Annotated in this window: 12 protein-coding genes; 10 read left to right on the forward strand and 2 right to left on the reverse strand. The window is 66.4% G+C overall.

The window, feature by feature from the left end; translation table 11 throughout:
• The first annotated feature begins 221 nt into the window (after positions 1 to 221).
• The 3 genes from KQH53_09200 (at position 222) to KQH53_09210 (ending at position 4,421) form a co-directional block, all read left to right on the forward strand.
• The gene (locus KQH53_09200; protein ID MCB2226841.1) at positions 222 to 1,328 is read left to right on the forward strand and encodes a lysophospholipid acyltransferase family protein; all 1,107 of its coding nucleotides are present in this window, start codon (positions 222 to 224) and stop codon (positions 1,326 to 1,328) included.
• Positions 1,255 to 2,382, forward strand: a complete 1,128-nt coding sequence (locus KQH53_09205) for a hypothetical protein (GenBank protein ID MCB2226842.1) — start codon at positions 1,255 to 1,257, stop codon at positions 2,380 to 2,382. The genes KQH53_09200 and KQH53_09205 overlap by 74 nt, the downstream gene beginning before the upstream one ends.
• Before the next feature lie 182 nt (positions 2,383 to 2,564).
• Positions 2,565 to 4,421, forward strand: a complete 1,857-nt coding sequence (locus KQH53_09210; protein MCB2226843.1) for an HD domain-containing protein — start codon at positions 2,565 to 2,567, stop codon at positions 4,419 to 4,421.
• Positions 4,422 to 4,493: 72 nt separating this feature from the next.
• Here KQH53_09210 and KQH53_09215 read toward each other — a convergent pair whose 3' ends face one another.
• Positions 4,494 to 6,323 carry an EAL domain-containing protein gene (locus KQH53_09215; GenBank protein ID MCB2226844.1) on the reverse strand — a complete coding sequence of 610 codons (1,830 nt, stop codon included), beginning with the start codon at positions 6,321 to 6,323 and terminating at the stop codon, positions 4,494 to 4,496.
• A gap of 362 nt (positions 6,324 to 6,685) precedes the next feature.
• Here KQH53_09215 and KQH53_09220 point away from each other — a divergent pair, with 362 nt between their 5' ends.
• Genes KQH53_09220 through KQH53_09230 form a run of 3 tightly spaced genes read left to right on the forward strand, consistent with a single transcriptional unit; the run spans position 6,686 to position 11,079 of the window.
• Positions 6,686 to 8,299: a bifunctional aspartate transaminase/aspartate 4-decarboxylase gene (locus KQH53_09220; GenBank protein ID MCB2226845.1), complete on the forward strand. Its 1,614-nt coding sequence runs from the start codon at positions 6,686 to 6,688 to the stop codon at positions 8,297 to 8,299.
• 26 nt (positions 8,300 to 8,325) lie between these two features.
• The gene (locus tag KQH53_09225) at positions 8,326 to 10,017 is read left to right on the forward strand and encodes a hypothetical protein (protein MCB2226846.1); all 1,692 of its coding nucleotides are present in this window, start codon (positions 8,326 to 8,328) and stop codon (positions 10,015 to 10,017) included.
• Between the two features lie 15 nt (positions 10,018 to 10,032).
• Positions 10,033 to 11,079, forward strand: a complete 1,047-nt coding sequence (locus tag KQH53_09230; GenBank protein ID MCB2226847.1) for an asparaginase — start codon at positions 10,033 to 10,035, stop codon at positions 11,077 to 11,079.
• Positions 11,080 to 11,150: 71 nt separating this feature from the next.
• Here KQH53_09230 and KQH53_09235 read toward each other — a convergent pair whose 3' ends face one another.
• On the reverse strand, positions 11,151 to 12,242 hold the full coding sequence (locus tag KQH53_09235) for a PEGA domain-containing protein (GenBank protein ID MCB2226848.1): 1,092 nt from the start codon (positions 12,240 to 12,242) through the stop codon (positions 11,151 to 11,153).
• A gap of 186 nt (positions 12,243 to 12,428) precedes the next feature.
• On the opposite strand from KQH53_09235, the gene KQH53_09240 reads away from it, so the two are divergent.
• From KQH53_09240 to KQH53_09255, 4 genes are read left to right on the forward strand one after another with little or no spacing between them, the layout of a single operon-like run.
• On the forward strand, positions 12,429 to 13,472 hold the full coding sequence (locus KQH53_09240) for a HAMP domain-containing histidine kinase (GenBank protein ID MCB2226849.1): 1,044 nt from the start codon (positions 12,429 to 12,431) through the stop codon (positions 13,470 to 13,472).
• The gene (locus KQH53_09245; GenBank protein ID MCB2226850.1) at positions 13,465 to 14,787 is read left to right on the forward strand and encodes a PDC sensor domain-containing protein; all 1,323 of its coding nucleotides are present in this window, start codon (positions 13,465 to 13,467) and stop codon (positions 14,785 to 14,787) included. Before KQH53_09240 ends, KQH53_09245 begins: the two co-directional genes overlap by 8 nt.
• On the forward strand, positions 14,784 to 15,155 hold the full coding sequence (locus KQH53_09250) for a response regulator (protein MCB2226851.1): 372 nt from the start codon (positions 14,784 to 14,786) through the stop codon (positions 15,153 to 15,155). The genes KQH53_09245 and KQH53_09250 overlap by 4 nt, the downstream gene beginning before the upstream one ends.
• Before the next feature lie 15 nt (positions 15,156 to 15,170).
• The gene (locus tag KQH53_09255; GenBank protein MCB2226852.1) at positions 15,171 to 16,550 is read left to right on the forward strand and encodes a sigma-54 dependent transcriptional regulator; all 1,380 of its coding nucleotides are present in this window, start codon (positions 15,171 to 15,173) and stop codon (positions 16,548 to 16,550) included.
• Positions 16,551 to 16,628 lie beyond the last annotated feature (78 nt).

Genomic DNA, 16,628 nt, shown 5'->3' on the forward strand with positions numbered 1-16,628 from the left:
TCACGTGCTTAATGCGTAATATTACTTTGTCCAACGGCTATATCCAAAGCTTGTCCCAATAGGGGGGTATGTCCCGGTGTAGTTGGGCCTAGACAGACCCGAACAACGCTGTTACCGGTCATCTGTCGTGTATTCCGCCGGGCACGTCCGCTACTCCCTCTCAAAATTTTGGCTGCGGGGAAGCCGCCTGCGGCTGCACCCCGCCGCTGGGGAGCACTGCCATGAGCATGCCGGTCGTCGACCATGCGAAGCGCACGGGTGTCGGCAACCCAAGGACCTACCGTGGCGAAGATTTCCCCAAGGAACCATCCCTTGGGGAAAGGATCAAGGCCTGGACGTGGACCTGGGCCAAACAGAAGCTGCAACTGAAGGACCTGAGCTCCTTTTTGCAGCTCTCCTGGAACACCTGGATCTTCGGGGCCTTGCCGGCCTGGATGAGCCGGATGTATCTTGGAAGCTTGGCGGGGCTGTATTTCAAGGTGGCCGGCAAGGAGTCCGGAGCCATCAAGCGCGCCCTGAGCCATTGCCTGCCCGCCGCCAAGCTGGGCCGCGTCTGGCCCAAGGTCCGCGCCGGGATCATCGACCACTACCATGAGAAGCTCTACCTGGCCTTCAAGAGCTTCCCCACCATCCGGGCCAAGTGCCTGCGCAAAGTGAAGATCACCAACCAGGAGGTCCTGGACCAGGCCGTGGCCCAGGGGCGCGGCGTGCTCTTGATCACCGGCCACTACGGCGCCCTGGAGTTCATGCCCGGCGCCTTGGCCTTTAGGGGCTATCCCCTTTCGGTGATGGTCCACTGCAAGACCCCGCGTCTCAAGGCCATCCTGGAGGAGCGCTCGTCCCGGGCGGGCACCGAGCTGATGGACCCCAAGTCCGGCGAGGTGTTCTTCACCGCGGTGGAGCATCTCAAGCGGGGCCGGGTGCTCATCACCCAGTGCGACGAGATCAGCATGTGGAAGCCCTACAAGGACAAGACCACCAAGTTCCTGGGCCTCTCCGTGCCCCTGGACCGCTCCATGGACCTTCTGGCCCGCAAGTCCAAGGCCGTGGTGATCATGGGCCTGGTGCACCGCCGGGGCCGCCGCTACGAACTGGAGCTATTGGACCCCTCCGCCCATCCCGCCGGCCATGGCCAGACCCAGGTCTCGGCCCAGTGCCTGTCGGTGCTCAGCGATTATATTCTCAAAGAGCCCCAGCAGTGGTATGAGTGGAAAAAACTGAACCAGTTCCTGCCTGCTCAAGTGGACACGGTGAATGCACATAACAAGCCTGAGCGCCTATTTGATTCGTTGGCCCTTCAGCCTGGCGGTGTCCCACAGCCTGGCTAGCAACACGGCCACGGCCAACGTCGTGGTGGCGCTGACCGACGGGCAGGGACAAGTCGGCTACGGCGAGGGGGTTCCTCGCAGCTATGTGACCGGAGAAGAGGTGGAAAGCTCCCTGGCCGCCCTGAAAAGCGGCCTGGGGCCCCTGGTCCTGGACGCCGAGATACCCGACGGCCAGGCCCTGGGCTGGCTGGAGCGCATCGCCGGAGCCCAGGCCCTGGACGCCGCTCCGGCCTCGGCCTGCGCCCTGGAGACCGCCCTCCTCGACCTGGCCGGACGCCGCGCGCGGCGCTCGCTGAGCAGCTTCCTGGGCTCCGGCGCGCCCGCGCCGGTGGTCTACAGCGCGGTGGTGCCTCTTTTACCCCCCCCGGCCCTGCCCGCCATCCTGGGCCAGGTAAAGGCCATGGGCCTGAAGCAGGTCAAGGTGAAGGTGGAGCGCCAGGGCGGCGTGGAGCTGGTGGCCAAGGTGCGCGAGGCCCTGGGCCTCGAGGCCCGTCTGAGGGTGGACGCCAACGGCGCCTGGAGCCCCGGCGAAGCGATTGATCAGATCAAGGCCCTGGCCGAGCTGGGAGTGGAGGCGGTGGAGCAGCCGGTGCCCGCCGAGCTGGGGCCCCGAGCCCTGGCCGAGGTCAACGCGGCGGTGGAGCCCATGCTCATCGCCGACGAGTCGCTGTGCACCCGCGCGGACGCCGAAGGGCTCATCGCCGCCCGAGGGGTGGGCTGCTTCAATTTGCGCCTATCCAAATGCGGCGGCCCGTCGCGCACCCTGGAGCTGATGAAGCTGGCCCAAGAGGCGGGGCTCAAGTGCATGCTAGGCTGCCAGGTGGGCGAGCTGGGCATCCTCTCGGCCCTGGGCCGCCAGTTCGGGGGCATGCACCCGGAGCTGGTCTACCAAGAGGGCAGCCTGACCCGGTTCTTCGTGGACCAAGACCTGATCCGGCAAAACCTGACCTTCGGGCCGGGAGGCATGGCCCCGCCGCTCATCGGCCCGGGCCTGGGGGTGGAGGTGCTGCCCGCGGCCCTAGAGGGTTGCGAGCGCTTCACCCTGGCGGCCTGATCCGCTCAGCGCCTATAGGACCACTATATGTTGTATCGCCCTAATTTGACTGCACAATAAAGGTTCTGTTTTTTTAGGGACGCTCTTGACAAACGGAGCGCTCCGACTGATGATCTACAAAGCAACTTCGCGGAAAAGCTAAAACTTTTCAGCCCCCCCGGGGTTGCGGGATGGATCAGGCCGTGGAACGCCACAACAGCTGCCTCAATAGCCGGGCCATCATCGACTATGTCGAGCGGCACTACGGCTCGCCTCATTTGCTCCTCAAGGGGCTGGAGGATGAGCTCGGCGAGATCGAGGAGCCCCTGGCCTTTTTGCGCGACGCCCACAACTGGGTGTCGGCCGGGCTTCTGGCCCGCATGTACGCCAACGCCCGCGAGCTCACCGGCGATCCCCGCGTGGCCTTCCAGATCGGCTTCGAATCGGTCACCCACCAGCGCCTGGGTTACATCCAGCAAATCCTTTTGAAAGCCTGGGCCTCGCCCCGCGTGGCGGTCAAGCGCCTGGAGACCATCAACCGCAAGTTCAACCGCACCAAGGAAGTGGAGCTGGTCGCCCAGGAATCGGACCACGCCCTGGTGCGCCTGCACTGGCTGCCCGGCATCGAGGTCAGCGACGACTTCTGCCTGATGAACCAGGGGGTCTACTCGGCCATCCCCACCATCTGGGGCCTGCCCCCGGCCCGGGTGGAGGAGACCAAGTGCCAGTTCGAGGGCGACGAATACTGCGAGTTCGACGTCCGCTGGCGCAACCCCTCCCTGGTGCAGCGGGCCCGCCTGCTCATCCACAACCAGCGCAGCCTCCTGGGCGAGAGCCTGGCCGAGATCGAGCACGACAAGCAGCTTCTGGAGCACAAGTACTCCGAGGTGCAGGCGCTCAACCGCCAGCTCATGCGCAAGATAGAGCAGATCCTGGCCATCCAGCAGGCCTCGGGAGCCATCCTCTCCGAGCTGGACTACGGCCGACTGATTCCCAACGTCCTCTCCCTGTTCCTCAGGACCATCGGCTACCAGCGGGCCATGATCATGCTGGTGGACGAGAGCGCGCAGATGCTGCGCTTCGAAGAGGGCGTGGGCATGGACCCCAGCGACCTGGCCCCCATGGACGGCTATTCGGTGCCCATGGACCGCTCCAGCAACCTCCTGGCCCGCGTGGCCCAGAGCGGCCAGCCCCTGATCAGCCACGACGCGGCCCGTTTGAACCTGAACCCCAAAAACCTCATCATCCGCAAGTATCAGCCCCAGGCCATCGTGATCCTGCCCCTGACCGCCCAGGGCCGGGTGATCGGCATCCTGGCCGCCGACCGCCCCGAGGGCGACGACCCGGTGACCAGCATGGACCGCGACTATCTGGGGGTGTTCGCCAACCAGGTGGCCCTGGCCATCGAAAACGCCCGCATGTACCGGGACCTCAAGGAATCCTTCCTGTCCACGGTGCAGTCCCTGGCCCAGGCCCTGGAAGCCAAGGACCCCTACACCCGCGGCCACTCCGAGCGCGTGACCACCTACGCGGCGCGCCTGGCCACCCGGGTGGGCCTGCCCGAGGAAGAGGTGGAGATGCTCAAGCGCCTGGGCATGCTCCACGACGTGGGCAAGATCGCCCTGGACCGCCAGATCCTGAACAAGGAAGGCAAGCTCTCCGACGAGGATCTGGAGATGGTGCGCAAGCATCCCATCTGGGGCGAGAGCATCATCCGGCCCCTCAAGCTGACCAAGGCCGAGATGGCCATCGTGCGCCACCACCACGAGCGCTACGACGGCCGGGGCTATCCCGACGGCCTGGCCGCCGAGGCCATCCCCCTGCCCGCCCGGGTGATCAGCGTGGCCGACGCCTTTGACGCCATGACTAGCGACCGCCCCTACCGCAAGGCCATGGGCCTCAGGGACGCCCTGGACGAGTTGGAGCGCGGCGCGGGCAGCCAGTTCGACCGCAAAATGGTGGAGGCCTTTGTCACCATGGTGCGCGAGGGCCGCATCGACGACGTGCTGCCCCGCCACCGCAAGGACAACCTGCGCCATCTCAACCTGGCCAAGACCTAAGCAGTCATCGCTATAAAATGAATAAGGCCCCGCCGCACGGCGGGGCCTGGTTGTTTTTTGGGGAAGGCTCTTTTAGTGCAGGCGCGTACCGCTGGCCAGCAGGTCGTACAGCTCCGTCTCGGGCAGGGGCCGGCTGAACAGGAAGCCCTGGATCTGGTCGCAGCGCCGCTCGCGCAGGAAGCTCAGCTGATCGCGGTTCTCCACCCCCTCGGCGATCACCTTGAGCCGCAGGCCCCGGCTCATGTTGATGATGGTGTCCACGATGGAAGCGTCGTCGCTGTTCACCGCCACGTCCTGCACAAAGGAGCGGTCTATCTTCAGGGTGTTCATGGGGAAGCGCTTCAGATAGTAGAGGTTGGAGTAGCCCTTGCCGAAGTCGTCCATGGAGAGCTGGACCCCCAGGCGGTTTAGCTCCTCCAGAGTTACGATGGCCTCGTCCACCGAGTTCATGACCATACTCTCGGTCACCTCCAGCTCCAGGCAGCGCGGGTCCAGGCCGGTGCGCCCCAGGGTCTCGGCCACCATGGGCACCAGGTCCTTTTGCTGAAACTGGCGCGGCGAGAGGTTCACCGACACCGCCAAGCCCTCCCGTCCCTTGTCGTGCCAGGCCTTGGTCTGGCGGCAGGCCTGCTCCAGCACCCAGCGCCCGATGGGCACGATCTGGCCGGTGTCCTCGGCCAGGGGAATGAACTCGCCCGGGCTGATGAGCCCCTGCTCGGGGCGCTGCCAGCGCACCAGGGCCTCCACCCCCACCACGCTGCCCTGGTTCAGCTCCACCTTGGGCTGGTAGTGCACCAGGAACTCCTGGTTGTCGATGGCCGAGCGCAACGCGCCCTCCAGGGCCATGCGCCGCTGCACCTTGTCGTTTAGCTCCGGGGTGAACAGCTTGAAGTTGTTGCGGCCCGCTCCCTTGGCCCGGTACATGGCCATGTCCGCGTTGGCCATCAGGGTCTCGGCCTCGCGGCCGTCGTCCGGGAACAGGGTGATGCCCACGCTGGCCGAGAGGAAGAACTCGCGGCCCCGCAGGCTAAAAGGCCTGGCCATGGCGTCCAGCACCCGCTGGGCCACCACCCCGGCGTACTCCGGCTCCCGGATGCCCATCAAGAGCACGATAAACTCGTCGCCGCCCAGGCGGGCCACGGTGTCCTCGTCGCGCACCGTGTCGGCCAGGCGGGCGGAGGTCTCGCGCAACAGCTCGTCGCCCGCCGCGTGGCCCAGGCCGTCGTTCACGTGCTTGAAATTGTCCAGGTCCAGAAACAACAGGGCCAGGCGCTGGTCCTTGCGGGCCGAGCTGGCGATGGCCTTTTCCAGGCGGTCGTTGAACAGGCGGCGGTTGGGCAGCCCGGTCAGCGCGTCGTGGTAGGCCAGGTAGGTGATCTTCTCCTCGGAGTTCTTGATGGCGCTGATGTCGCGCACCGCCCACACCAGGCGGCCTTGGTCGCCGCCCATGCGGGCCACGGAAAGCCACTGGTGAAACTCGTGGCCGTCGGGGCGCTGGTGCACCACCTCGCCGCCCCACACCCCCTCGTCCTCCAGGGCCGCGAAGATCGCGGCATAGACGCCGGCCGCGTCGGGGTGCTGGTTCAGCCCGGCCAGGGACTGGCCGTTCGCCTGCCCGGCCTCGTGCCCGCAGATCTGGCAGAAGGCCGCGTTGACCATCTGGACCTGGCCCATGGCGTCGGTTACCGCGATGCCTTCGGAGGTGCTCTCCAGCACCTGCTCCAGCAGGCGGCTGTGGTGGCGGCAATGCTCCAGCTCGCGCCCGAGCTGCTCCATCACCTCCAAACCGCTTTCCACCACCTGGCTCAGCTCGCGGCGGCGGGCCTGATCCAGCTCCAGCCGCTCCAGGACGGCGCTCAGTTTGTCTCTCCAGCTGCTGATGATTTCCGGGCTAGGCGTCACGGTTGCTCCCATCCAGGTTACGGACCTAAAAGCCAAATTGCGCACTAAGTTAGCACCCTTGCCCGACGCCTGGCAAGCCCTGTCCCGGCCGGGGGCTCTGGTTTAACGCGATGGTCACGCAACACGGCCAACCGCATCGGGCCCAGGCCCCATGCGGTCTTTCGCGGAGGCCGGGGCGGCAAGCCAAGCATCCGCAGGCCCGGCCGGAGCGATCGGGGCCCGGCCAAATCGCTCCAGGCTGTATTGTCTTTAATCTCCTAGTGATATTGCGCTAGAATGGGTCCAACCACGCCCGCCCCGATCTCCCATCCAGAACGCATCCATCCGGCGGGATATTCAGGCTACATTTCCGGGAGGGGACCATGCCCAAGAAAAAGACTTCCACCCGCGCCCAAGAACGCAAGCTGGAAAGGCTCAGCCCCTTCCAGCTCAAGAACCGCCTCATCGAGCTGGCCACCACCAGCCACGAGCGCATGATGCTCAACGCGGGCCGGGGCAACCCCAACTGGACCGCCACTGAGCCGCGCCAGGCCTTTTTCAGCCTGGGGCAGTTCGCGGCCTCGGAGTCCGAGCGCGCCCTCGACCTGCCGGCCATGGGCGGCCACCCGGTGGTGCGCGGCATGATCAGCCGCTTCGACAAGTGGTGCGCCGCGCATAAGGATCAGGAGGGCGTGGCCTTCCTGCGCTCCGCCCTTTCCCTGGCCCAGCGGGAGATGGGCCTCAAGCGGGCCGACCTGTTGGCCGAGCTGGTGGGCGGCATCCTGGGCGACAACTACCCCACCCCGGACCGGATGCTCTCCCTGTGCGAGGTGGTGGTGCGCAAGTATCTGGACCTGGAGATGTGCGCGGCCAAACCGCCCCGGGGCAAGTTCGACCTGTTCGCCACCGAGGGCGGCACCGCGGCCATGTGCTACATCTTCAACTCCCTGGCCGAGAACAAGCTGTTGCACAAGGGCGACAAGATCGCCCTGGGAACCCCCATATTCACGCCCTATCTGGAGATCCCCCACCTCAACGACTATGAGTTGATGGAAGTGGAGGTCATGGGCGACGAGCACAACGACTGGCAGGTGCCCGAGGGCGAGCTGGAAAAGCTGGCCGACCCCAAGGTCAAGGCCTTCTTCCTGGTCAACCCCTCCAACCCGCCCTCGGTGAGCATGGCCCCCAAGGACCTCGCCTACCTGGCCAAGCTGGTCAAGACCAAGCGCAAGGACCTCATCATCCTCACCGACGACGTGTACGGCACCTTTGTCAACGGCTTCCGCTCGCTCATGGCCACCTGCCCCAAGAACACCATCTGCGTCTACTCCTTCTCCAAGTACTTCGGCTGCACCGGCTGGCGCCTGGGGGTCATCGCCATCCACCAGAACAACGTCTTCGACCAGGCCATCGCCGGGCTGTCCAAGAAGGACAAGAAGGCCCTGAACCAGCGCTACGGCAGCGTGACCCTGGACGTGCCCTCCATGAAGCTCATCGACCGCATGGTGGCCGACAGCCGGGCCGTGGCCCTTAACCACACCGCCGGGCTCTCCACGCCCCAGCAGGTGCAGATGGCCCTGTTCGCCTTGCAGGGCCTGCTGGATTACAAGGCGGGCTACAAGTACAAGGCCCAGGCCCAGGCGGTGGTGAGCCAGCGCTTCGACGACCTGTACAAGGCCGTGGAGTTGGGCTATAGCTCCAGCCCCTACGACGCGCACTACTACACCACCATCGACGTGGGCGACATGGCCGAGGCCAAGTACGGCAAGGCCTTTGCCAAGTGGATGATGAAGAGCTACGAGCCGGTGGACTTCGTCCTGCGCCTGGCGGCCGAGCGCGAGGTGGTGCTCCTGCCCGGGGCGGGCTTCGACGCGCCGGACTGGACCATCCGGGTGTCCCTGGCCAACCTTCCGGACCAGGCCTACGTGAAGATCGGCAAGCAGGTCAAGAGCCTGGTGGCCGAGTATTACGGCGAGTACCAAAAGGCCAAGAAGTAGGGCCGCGCGAGAGGGAGTCGATACTCATGCACGAGGTAATCGCGTTTCTCAAGAACAACCAGGTGGTCCTGATGTTTTTGGTGATCGCCCTGGGCTACATGCTGGGGCACATCAAGATCGGCTGGTTCTCCCTGGGCACCATCGCCGGCTCGCTAATCGTGGGCCTTCTTATCGGATTGACCGCCGACTACAACATCGCGCCCATCATCAAGAGCGTGGGCTTCGGCGTGTTCATCTACGCGGTGGGCCTGCGCGTGGGGCCCCAGTTCTTCGCGGGCATGAAAAAGGACGGCCTCAAGCTGGTCACCATGTCCCTGGTGGCCTGTCTGTCGGGCTTCGCGGTGGTCTACATCATCTCGGAGTGGCGGGGCTTCGACTGGGGCATCGCGCCGGGCATCCTCTCCGGGGCCATGACCAACACCCCCACCCTGGGCGCGGCCGAACAGGCCATAACCTCGGGCGCGGCCAAGCCGCCCGCGGGCATCACCGCGGACATGGCCATGAGCTCGGTGGCCGTGGCCTACGCCATCACCTACCTCTTCGGCACGGTGGGACGCATCGTGCTGTTCAAGATGCTGCCCCGCTTCTTCGGCTACGACCTGGCGGCCGAGGCCAAGAAGCTTGAGGCCCAGATGAGCCAGGATGAGCCGGGCCACGACCCCAACAGCGACTACTTCTCCGAGTACCACATCTGGGACCTGCGCTCCTTCGAGGTGACCAACCCCGAGATCGAGGGCAAGCCCTTGAGCGAGCTGGCCCAGGAGCACCCGGAGAACCTGGCCATCGAGCGCATCAAGCGCGGCGACAAGATCATCGAACCCAGCCCTGATTTCAAACTGGCCCAGGGCGACCTCATCGCCCTGTCCGGCTCCATCAACGACGTGGCCCAGGCGGCCAGCGTCATCGGCCCGGAGAAACCGGACAAGGAGATCCTGGACCTTATGGCCGAGGACCTGGAGATCCTGGTGACCAACAAGGCGGTGGCGGGCAAGAGCCTTCAGGAGGTGGGCCAGAACCACGGCCGGGGCTGCTACGTCACCGGCTTCATGCGCGGCGGGGTGGAGCAGCAGGTGCACCACGGCCAGAAGCTGCAAAAGGGCGACATCCTCATCATCAGCGGCATCGGCTCGCGGGTGGACGAGCTGGCCAAGGTGCTGGGCTACCCGGTGCGCCGCTCCGGGGTCACCGACCTGTTCACCCTGGCGGTGGGCATGGTGGTGGGCAGCCTCATCGGGGCCATCACCGTGAAGGTCTTCGGCGTGCCCCTGAGCCTGGGCTCGGCCGGCGGCCTCTTGTTGGCGGGCATCGTCATCAGCTTCCTGCGCTCGCGCCACCCCACCTTCGGCAACATCCCCGGCGGGGCCCGGGCCATCCTGGAGGACATCGGGCTCACCATCTTCATCGTGGTGGTGGGCCTGAGCGCGGGCAGCAGCGTGATCAAGGTGCTCAAGACCTCGGGCGCCGACGTGTTCCTGGCCGGCCTGGCGGTCACCTTGATCACCGCCATCCTGCCCTGGCTGTGGGGCAAGTACATCCTCCGGCTCAACCCGGTGATCAACATCGGCGCCTGCACCGGCGCCGGAGTGATCACCGCCGCGCTCAAGGCGGTGAGCGAGGAGGCCAAGTCCTCCCTGCCCGCCCTGGGCTATCCCGTGCCCTACGCGGTGAGCACCATCCTGCTCACCGTGGCCGGCTACATCATTCTGCAACTTCTCTAGGGAAACGGAGCAGCCATGCTCAAGAAAATATGCCTTATCATTTGCGCCGCCGCGCTGATCCTGGCCGCGCTTCCGGCCCTGGCCAAGGACAAGCTGCCCTTGGTGGTGGTGGTGGCCACCGGCGGCACCATCGCCGAGAAAACCGGGGGCGGCGGCGGAGCCCAGCCCGCCCTGAGCGGCAACAGCCTGGTGGCCGCGGTGCCCGGCCTGGCCAAGGTGGCGCGCATCCGGGTGGTCAACCTGGTCAACATCGACTCCTCCCAGATGACCCCGGCCATCTGGGCCAAGCTGAGCCGCACCGTGGCCGCCGAGCTGGCCAAGCCCGAGGTGGCCGGCGTGGTGGTCACCCACGGCACCGACACCATGGCCGAGGGAGCCTGGTTTTTGGACCTCACCCTCACCAGCCCCAAGACGGTGGTCTTCACCGGGGCCATGCGCGACGCCAGCGATCTGAGCCCCGACGGGCCGGTGAACATCATGGACGCGGTGACCCTGGTGCTTTCGCCCGAGGCCAAGGGCTGGGGCGTGGTGGTGTGTTTGAACTACTACGTCAACGCGGCCCGCTGGGCGGTGAAGACCCAGACCACCAACGTGCAGACCTTCACCTCCGGCCAGAAGGGCTACCTGGGCTACGTGCTGGGCAAAGTGGTGGAGCGCTGGCACCCGCGCCCGCCCCGCCTGACCCTGCCCCTGCCCGCCAAGCTGGCCAAGGTGACCTTCGTGGCCGACTACGCGGGCAGCGACGGCTCGCTGATCCGCTATGCGGTGGACCATGGCGCCAAGGGCCTGGTGGTGGAGGGCGTGGGCTCGGGCAACGTGAACGCCGAGGTGTACGGAGCCATCAAGTACGCCCTGAGCAAGGGCGTGGAGGTGGTGATCACCACCCGGCCGGTGCACGGCGGGGCCTGGCCCATCTACGGCGACCAGGGCGGCGGCTACACCCTCAAGAAGGCGGGCTGCATCCTCTCCCGCGACCTGGATAGCTTCAAGAGCCGCCTGCTATTGATGCTGGCCCTGGGCAACGGGGCCAGCCACCAGCATCTGCTGGAGTTCTTCAAGTAAGCTCGGCATAACCAGGGGCGGCCTCCGCGCGGGGACGCCCCGGCCTCATCCCTTTTCCCTAGGCCCAGCCCCTAAGGCAGGGGCGCGAAGCTTTGCAGCACCGCGCGGAAGGCGGGCTCCAGCTCGGCCTGGCGCGCGGGCGGGCAGATCAGGCTGAGGATGTAGACGCGCTCCCCCACGCTCAGGAACACCACCGTGGCCTGACCGTCCTTGCCCTGGTACAGGGCCTGGTAGGCCGGGCGTCCGGCCACGCTTCCCTTCTTGCCGTTGGCCTTGTGTTGCAGGGCCCCGCCGGGCCGGCCCACCGCCCCCTTCTCGAACTCGGCCACGAAACTCTCCAGGCTCATGCCCGGCGCGGCCGTGGCCAGGTTAACCTGGATCATGGCTTCCTTGTCCGGAGTCCACAGGCTCACCTGGCGCTTGGCCGCGTCCTCCGTTGGCTTCCAGCCCTGGGGCGGGACCAGGCTGGCCCGGGCCGCCGCAAAGGCGCGGCTGCCCGCCGGGGCCCTGGGCTGGGCCGTGCTCTGTATCTCCACCGGGGTCAGGTCGAACTCCACGGTGGTGGTGGTCATGGGCTTTATCTCCACCGGCCGCCCCTGGCGCACCCCGCCCGCCTGCACCTGCAAGAAATGGCTACCCACCGGCAGCTCGTCCAGGGTGAGAGGGGTCTCGCCCCGTAGATGGCCGTCGAGCTGCACCTGGGCCTTGGGGCGGCTGAGCACCTTCAGGGTGCCGTGGGTTTGGGCCTTTTGCAGCTTCCGTGACATGGCCAGATACTTGCGCGCCTGGCCGTTTTCGGGAAACACCGCCAGATGCTGCTGGAAAAGCCTGGCGGCCTGGCGATAATGCCCCGCGTTGAACTCGTCCAAGGCCTGGGTGTAGGCCAGGCGGGCCTTGCGGCGGCGCTGAATCTCGGGCTGGTCGGCGTAGTCTGGCTGCGCGGCGGGCTTGGCCGCCGGGGGAGCCGCCTGGGCCGGGGGCGCGGGGGGCGCGGCCGGGGCCTGGGGCGCAGCTGGTGCGGCGGGGGCCGGGGCGGCGGCCGGAGGCGGGGCGGGCTGCTGGGCCTGGAAGCGCTCGGCGTCCACCCAGGGCTGCTCTCCGGCGGCCAGGGCCGGCAAAGCCCACAACGACACAAGGGCCAAAACAGCTAGCAGGCGGGGCATTATCGCTCCTCAGTGGGGCATTATCGGCTATTCATGCGCGATATCTTGGCATAAAAGGCCCCGAGCGGGCAAACCATGTGATTTTTTACCATGTTTAACTATTGGCCTTCACGATGTATCATGTTCTATTGTTACGGTATTGGTTGCCATTCGTGACCGCCGCCCGAGAGGAAACTGCCTTTGAGCTTGCCCGATTATCATACCCGGTTTCTTCTGGCCGCTTCGGTGGGTCAGGACGCCCTGGCGGTGTTCGACCCCGAGGGGTTGAGCTTTCTCAACCCGGCCGGCGAGCGCCTCATGGACCGCGAATTCGCCGACCTTTGCGGCCTGGCCCCCGCCCAAGTGGTCCAGCCCGCCCCGGCCCCCCTGGAGCAGGGCGACGAGTCGCCCTTCCTGGGCCGGATCATGCGCCCGGACGGCCCCGGCGTCCTGGTCAAGGGCCTGGCCTTCGGCCTGGAGGACCAGCGTCAGATGTGGGTCTTTAGGGAGTACATCTCCCTGGCCGAGCTGGGCTCCCTGGCCGCCGGCCTGATGCACAACCTGGCCGGCCCCTTGAGCGTCATCCGCTCCTCGGCGGAGATGATGAACACCCTCCTGGGCCGGCTGGCCGAGGAAGAGCCCGAGATGGCCGAGCGCATGAACAACTGGCCCCCCACCCTCAGGCGGGGCGGCGACAAGATCATCGCCCAGGTGGACCAGATCGCGGCAACCACCCGCGACCTCTTGGCCAAGATCAGCGGCGACAGCCGCCGTCAGCACCAGTCCCTGGACCTGAACGAGATCCTGCGCACCGAGCTGGCCTTTCTGCGCAACGACCTCAACATCAAGCACGGGGTGGAGTTCCAGGTGAACCTGGACCCGGCCCTGCCCATGATCAAGGGGCTCTACTCCGACTTTTCCCAGGCCCTGCGCAACGTGCTCTTGAACGCGGTGGAGGCCACCCTGGGCCAGAAGGAGCGCCGCCTGGGGGTGCTCACCTGCCGCAACCAGGGCTGGGTGGAGGTCTGCGTGTCGGACAACGGCCAGGGCATTCCCCCCGAGGTGCGGCCCCGCATCTTCGAGCCCTTCTTCTCCCACGGCAAGCACTCGGAGGACCAGGTGGGCCTGGGCCTGCATTCGGTGCGCCAGTTGCTCAGCTACTACGGAGCCCGCTACCAGATAGACTCCAACCCCCAAGGCACCGAGTTCACGGTGCGCCTGCCCCGCGAGGCGGAGGCCGAGGGTGTCTGAGCGGCCCCGCCACCGCGCCTGGGCCTTTTTCGCCTTGGTCACCATCCTGGCGGCTCTGCCTCTGGCCCTGGGCTATTATTGGCTCAGCAACGAGCTGCGCGGCGAGGCCCTGCGGCAGCATCTGCGCCAGGTGAACAACCGGCTCAACCTGTGGCAGGAGCAGTTTTACGACGCCAAGTGGGACTCCCAGGCCGATGCCGGCGACGACACCCTCCACCTGGGCTCCTACGACGAGGCCCGGCTCATGGCCGACACCCTGGTGTGGTACGTGTATCCCGACGGCCACGCCTTTATCGAGGGCGTCGCGGTGGTGGGCCTGGACGGCCGCCCCCGCCCCAGCAAGGCCGCCGCGGTGATCGACGACGCCGGCGAGCCCCTGCCCAAGGCGCGCTTGGACGAGCTCAAACAGACCCGCCCCTGGCTGGACGATCCCTGGCTGCTCTCCTATTCCTTTGTTATCGACGCCTTCCAAAAGGACCCGGAGCGCGACTTCTACATTTCCCGCCTCATCCCGGACCGGGGACGCCTGGTATATGTGATGGCCGCGCCTTGGAAGGACAAGGACGGCAAGCTGTTGGGAGCGGTGGTCCAGCAGCAGGACATCAAACAGTTCGCCCGGGACATCATCCTGCCCGGGGCCAAAGGCACCAGCCTGTGGATCGTGGACGCGGGGGGCACGGTGGGAGTGGCCACCGACGCCCTGGCCCAAAGCTCGGCTGAGACCTTCGCGGCCTCCGGGGCCCTGGCCGCGGCGCTTAACCAAGGCAAGATAGCCGTGGACGCCGGCAAGATGGGGGCCCAAGGCAGCCAGATGCAGGCGCTGCCTCAGGGCGAGGCCCAGCTGAATTGGCGCACCATGGAGGGCAGCTTCGTCCTGGCGGTGGTGGAGAGCCAGGCCGTCCTGGGCGCGGTGGGCCAGGACACCCTGAACAAATTCGGGGCCATCGCCCTGCTCAGCATGGTCATCCTGGCCGCGGCCGGCGCGGTCTACACATTCTCCGCCCTCCGGCGCGAAGGCCGCATGGTGGAAAAAGCCACCCTGCTGCGCTACGCCGGCACGGTGAGCCACCGGGTGCGCAACGCCCTGGTGGTGCTCAGCGGGGCGGTGGAGATGCTCCAGGTCAAGGTGTCCTGGGGCAAGGACCAGCAAGCCCGTGTGGACAACTACGACCGCGCGGTGCAGGATATCGAGGTGACGGTGCGTGAGCTGGAGCGCCTGAGCCAGGGCGACACCGAGCTGCTCCACGAAGGGCAGTTGGGCAACCGGAGCATGTACCGGATCGATCCGCAAAAGGACGAAGGGGGGACCTCTTGAGCCTGATCTTGGTCGTCGACGACGAGCCCGGAGTGCTCCAGACCATCAGCGACTGGTTGGGCGGGGAAGGCTACGAGGTGGCCACGGCGGGCTCCGCCGAGGAGGCCATGGCCTGGTTCCGCCAGACCGACCGCGTGCCCGACGCCGCTCTGGTCGATATCAAGCTGACCGGGGCCAACGGCTTCGAGCTGGCCGACTGGCTGGCCAAGGACTTCGATTTCCACGAGGTGATATTCCTCACCGCCTTTTTCTGGGAAGAGGAGACCCGGCGGGAGCTGGTGGCCCGGCGCACCCCCTATTTCGAGAAGCCCCTCAAGTTCACCCGCGAGGTTTTGCCCTTTTTAGAACGCTTTTTGGCCAAGTCCTGAGGAGTTGCCCGCCCCATGGCCCCCTCCAACCAAATACTGCTGGTCGACGACGACCAAGACGCCCGCGAGATTGTGGCCGAGGCGCTCAGCCTGGACGGCCACCAGGTGGTGGAAACCGGGCGCGGCGACGATGCCATCGCCTTGCTGGAAAAGCGCGGCTTCCATCTGATAATCACCGATTTGCGTATGCCCGGGGCCAGCGGCGAGGAGCTCTTGAACTACGTGGAAGAGCACCTGCCAGGCACCCCGGTGATCATGGTCACCGGCTACGGCTCGGTGGACGTGGCCGTGCTAGCCATGAAGCGCGGAGCCTTCGACTTCCAGCAAAAGCCCTTGAACCTGGAGCATCTGCGCCTGACCGCCAAGCGGGCCCTGGCCAAGGCCCAGCTCAACCACGCGGTGGACTATCTGCGCCACGAGCAGCCCTACATCTACCGCCTGGATTCCCTGGTGGCCCGGAGCCCGGCCATGCGGAAGGTGTTGGCCAAGATCACCCGGGTGGCCCCCACCGACGTGACCGTGCTCCTAACCGGCGAGACCGGCACCGGCAAGAGCCTCTTGGCCGGAGCCATCCACGCCAACAGCCCCCGCGAGGGGGCCAACCTGGTCACGGTCAACTGCGCGGCCCTCGCCGAGACCCTTTTGGAAAGCGAGCTGTTCGGCCACGAGAAGGGCGCTTTCACCGGGGCCCACAAGGCCCGGGTGGGCCGCGTCCAGCAGGCCCACGGCGGCACCCTGTTCCTGGACGAGGTGGGCGACATGAGCCCGGCCACCCAGGCCAAGACCCTGAGGGCCATCGAGGACAAGGAGGTCCAGCCCATCGGCGGGTCCCGCACCATCCAGGTGGACGTGCGCATCATCGCGGCCACCAACGTGGACCTGGCCGAGGCGGTGAGCCAGGCCCGCTTCCGCGAGGACCTCTTCTACCGCCTGTCCGTGGCGCCCATCCACATCCCGCCGCTCAGGGAGCGCGCCGAGGACGTGGTGCCCCTGGCCGAGATGTTCCACCACAAGATCTGCCAGGAGAGCCGCTGCCAGGCCCGCCCCTTCTCCCCGGCGGCCATGGAGGCCATCCAGGAGTACCAGTGGCCGGGCAACATCCGCGAACTGAGAAACTCGGTGGAGCGGGCGGTGCTCTTCGCCTCGGGCGACGAGATCGATCCCAGCGACCTGGGCCTGAGCCCCACCGTGTCGGGCAGGGAAAGCGGCAACGGCCTGCCCACCCTGGAGCTCAAGGAGCTGGAGCACCTGGCGGTGGAGCTGGCCCTTAAGCAAAGCGACTGGGTGCAGAGCCGGGCGGCCGAGCTTCTGGGCATCTCCCCCCGGGCGCTGTCTTATAAATTAGACAAGTTGGACATCAACCACCCCATGCTGGAAGCCCGCCGCCGCCGCTAGGGCATTTCCGCCCTAATTACGCTTTCGTAATTACGATACCGTAATTGTAATCAATTTCGTAATTGATCGCGGCCTCTT

Source organism: Desulfarculaceae bacterium, assembly GCA_020444545.1.
Taxonomy (GTDB): domain Bacteria; phylum Desulfobacterota; class Desulfarculia; order Desulfarculales; family Desulfarculaceae; genus Desulfoferula.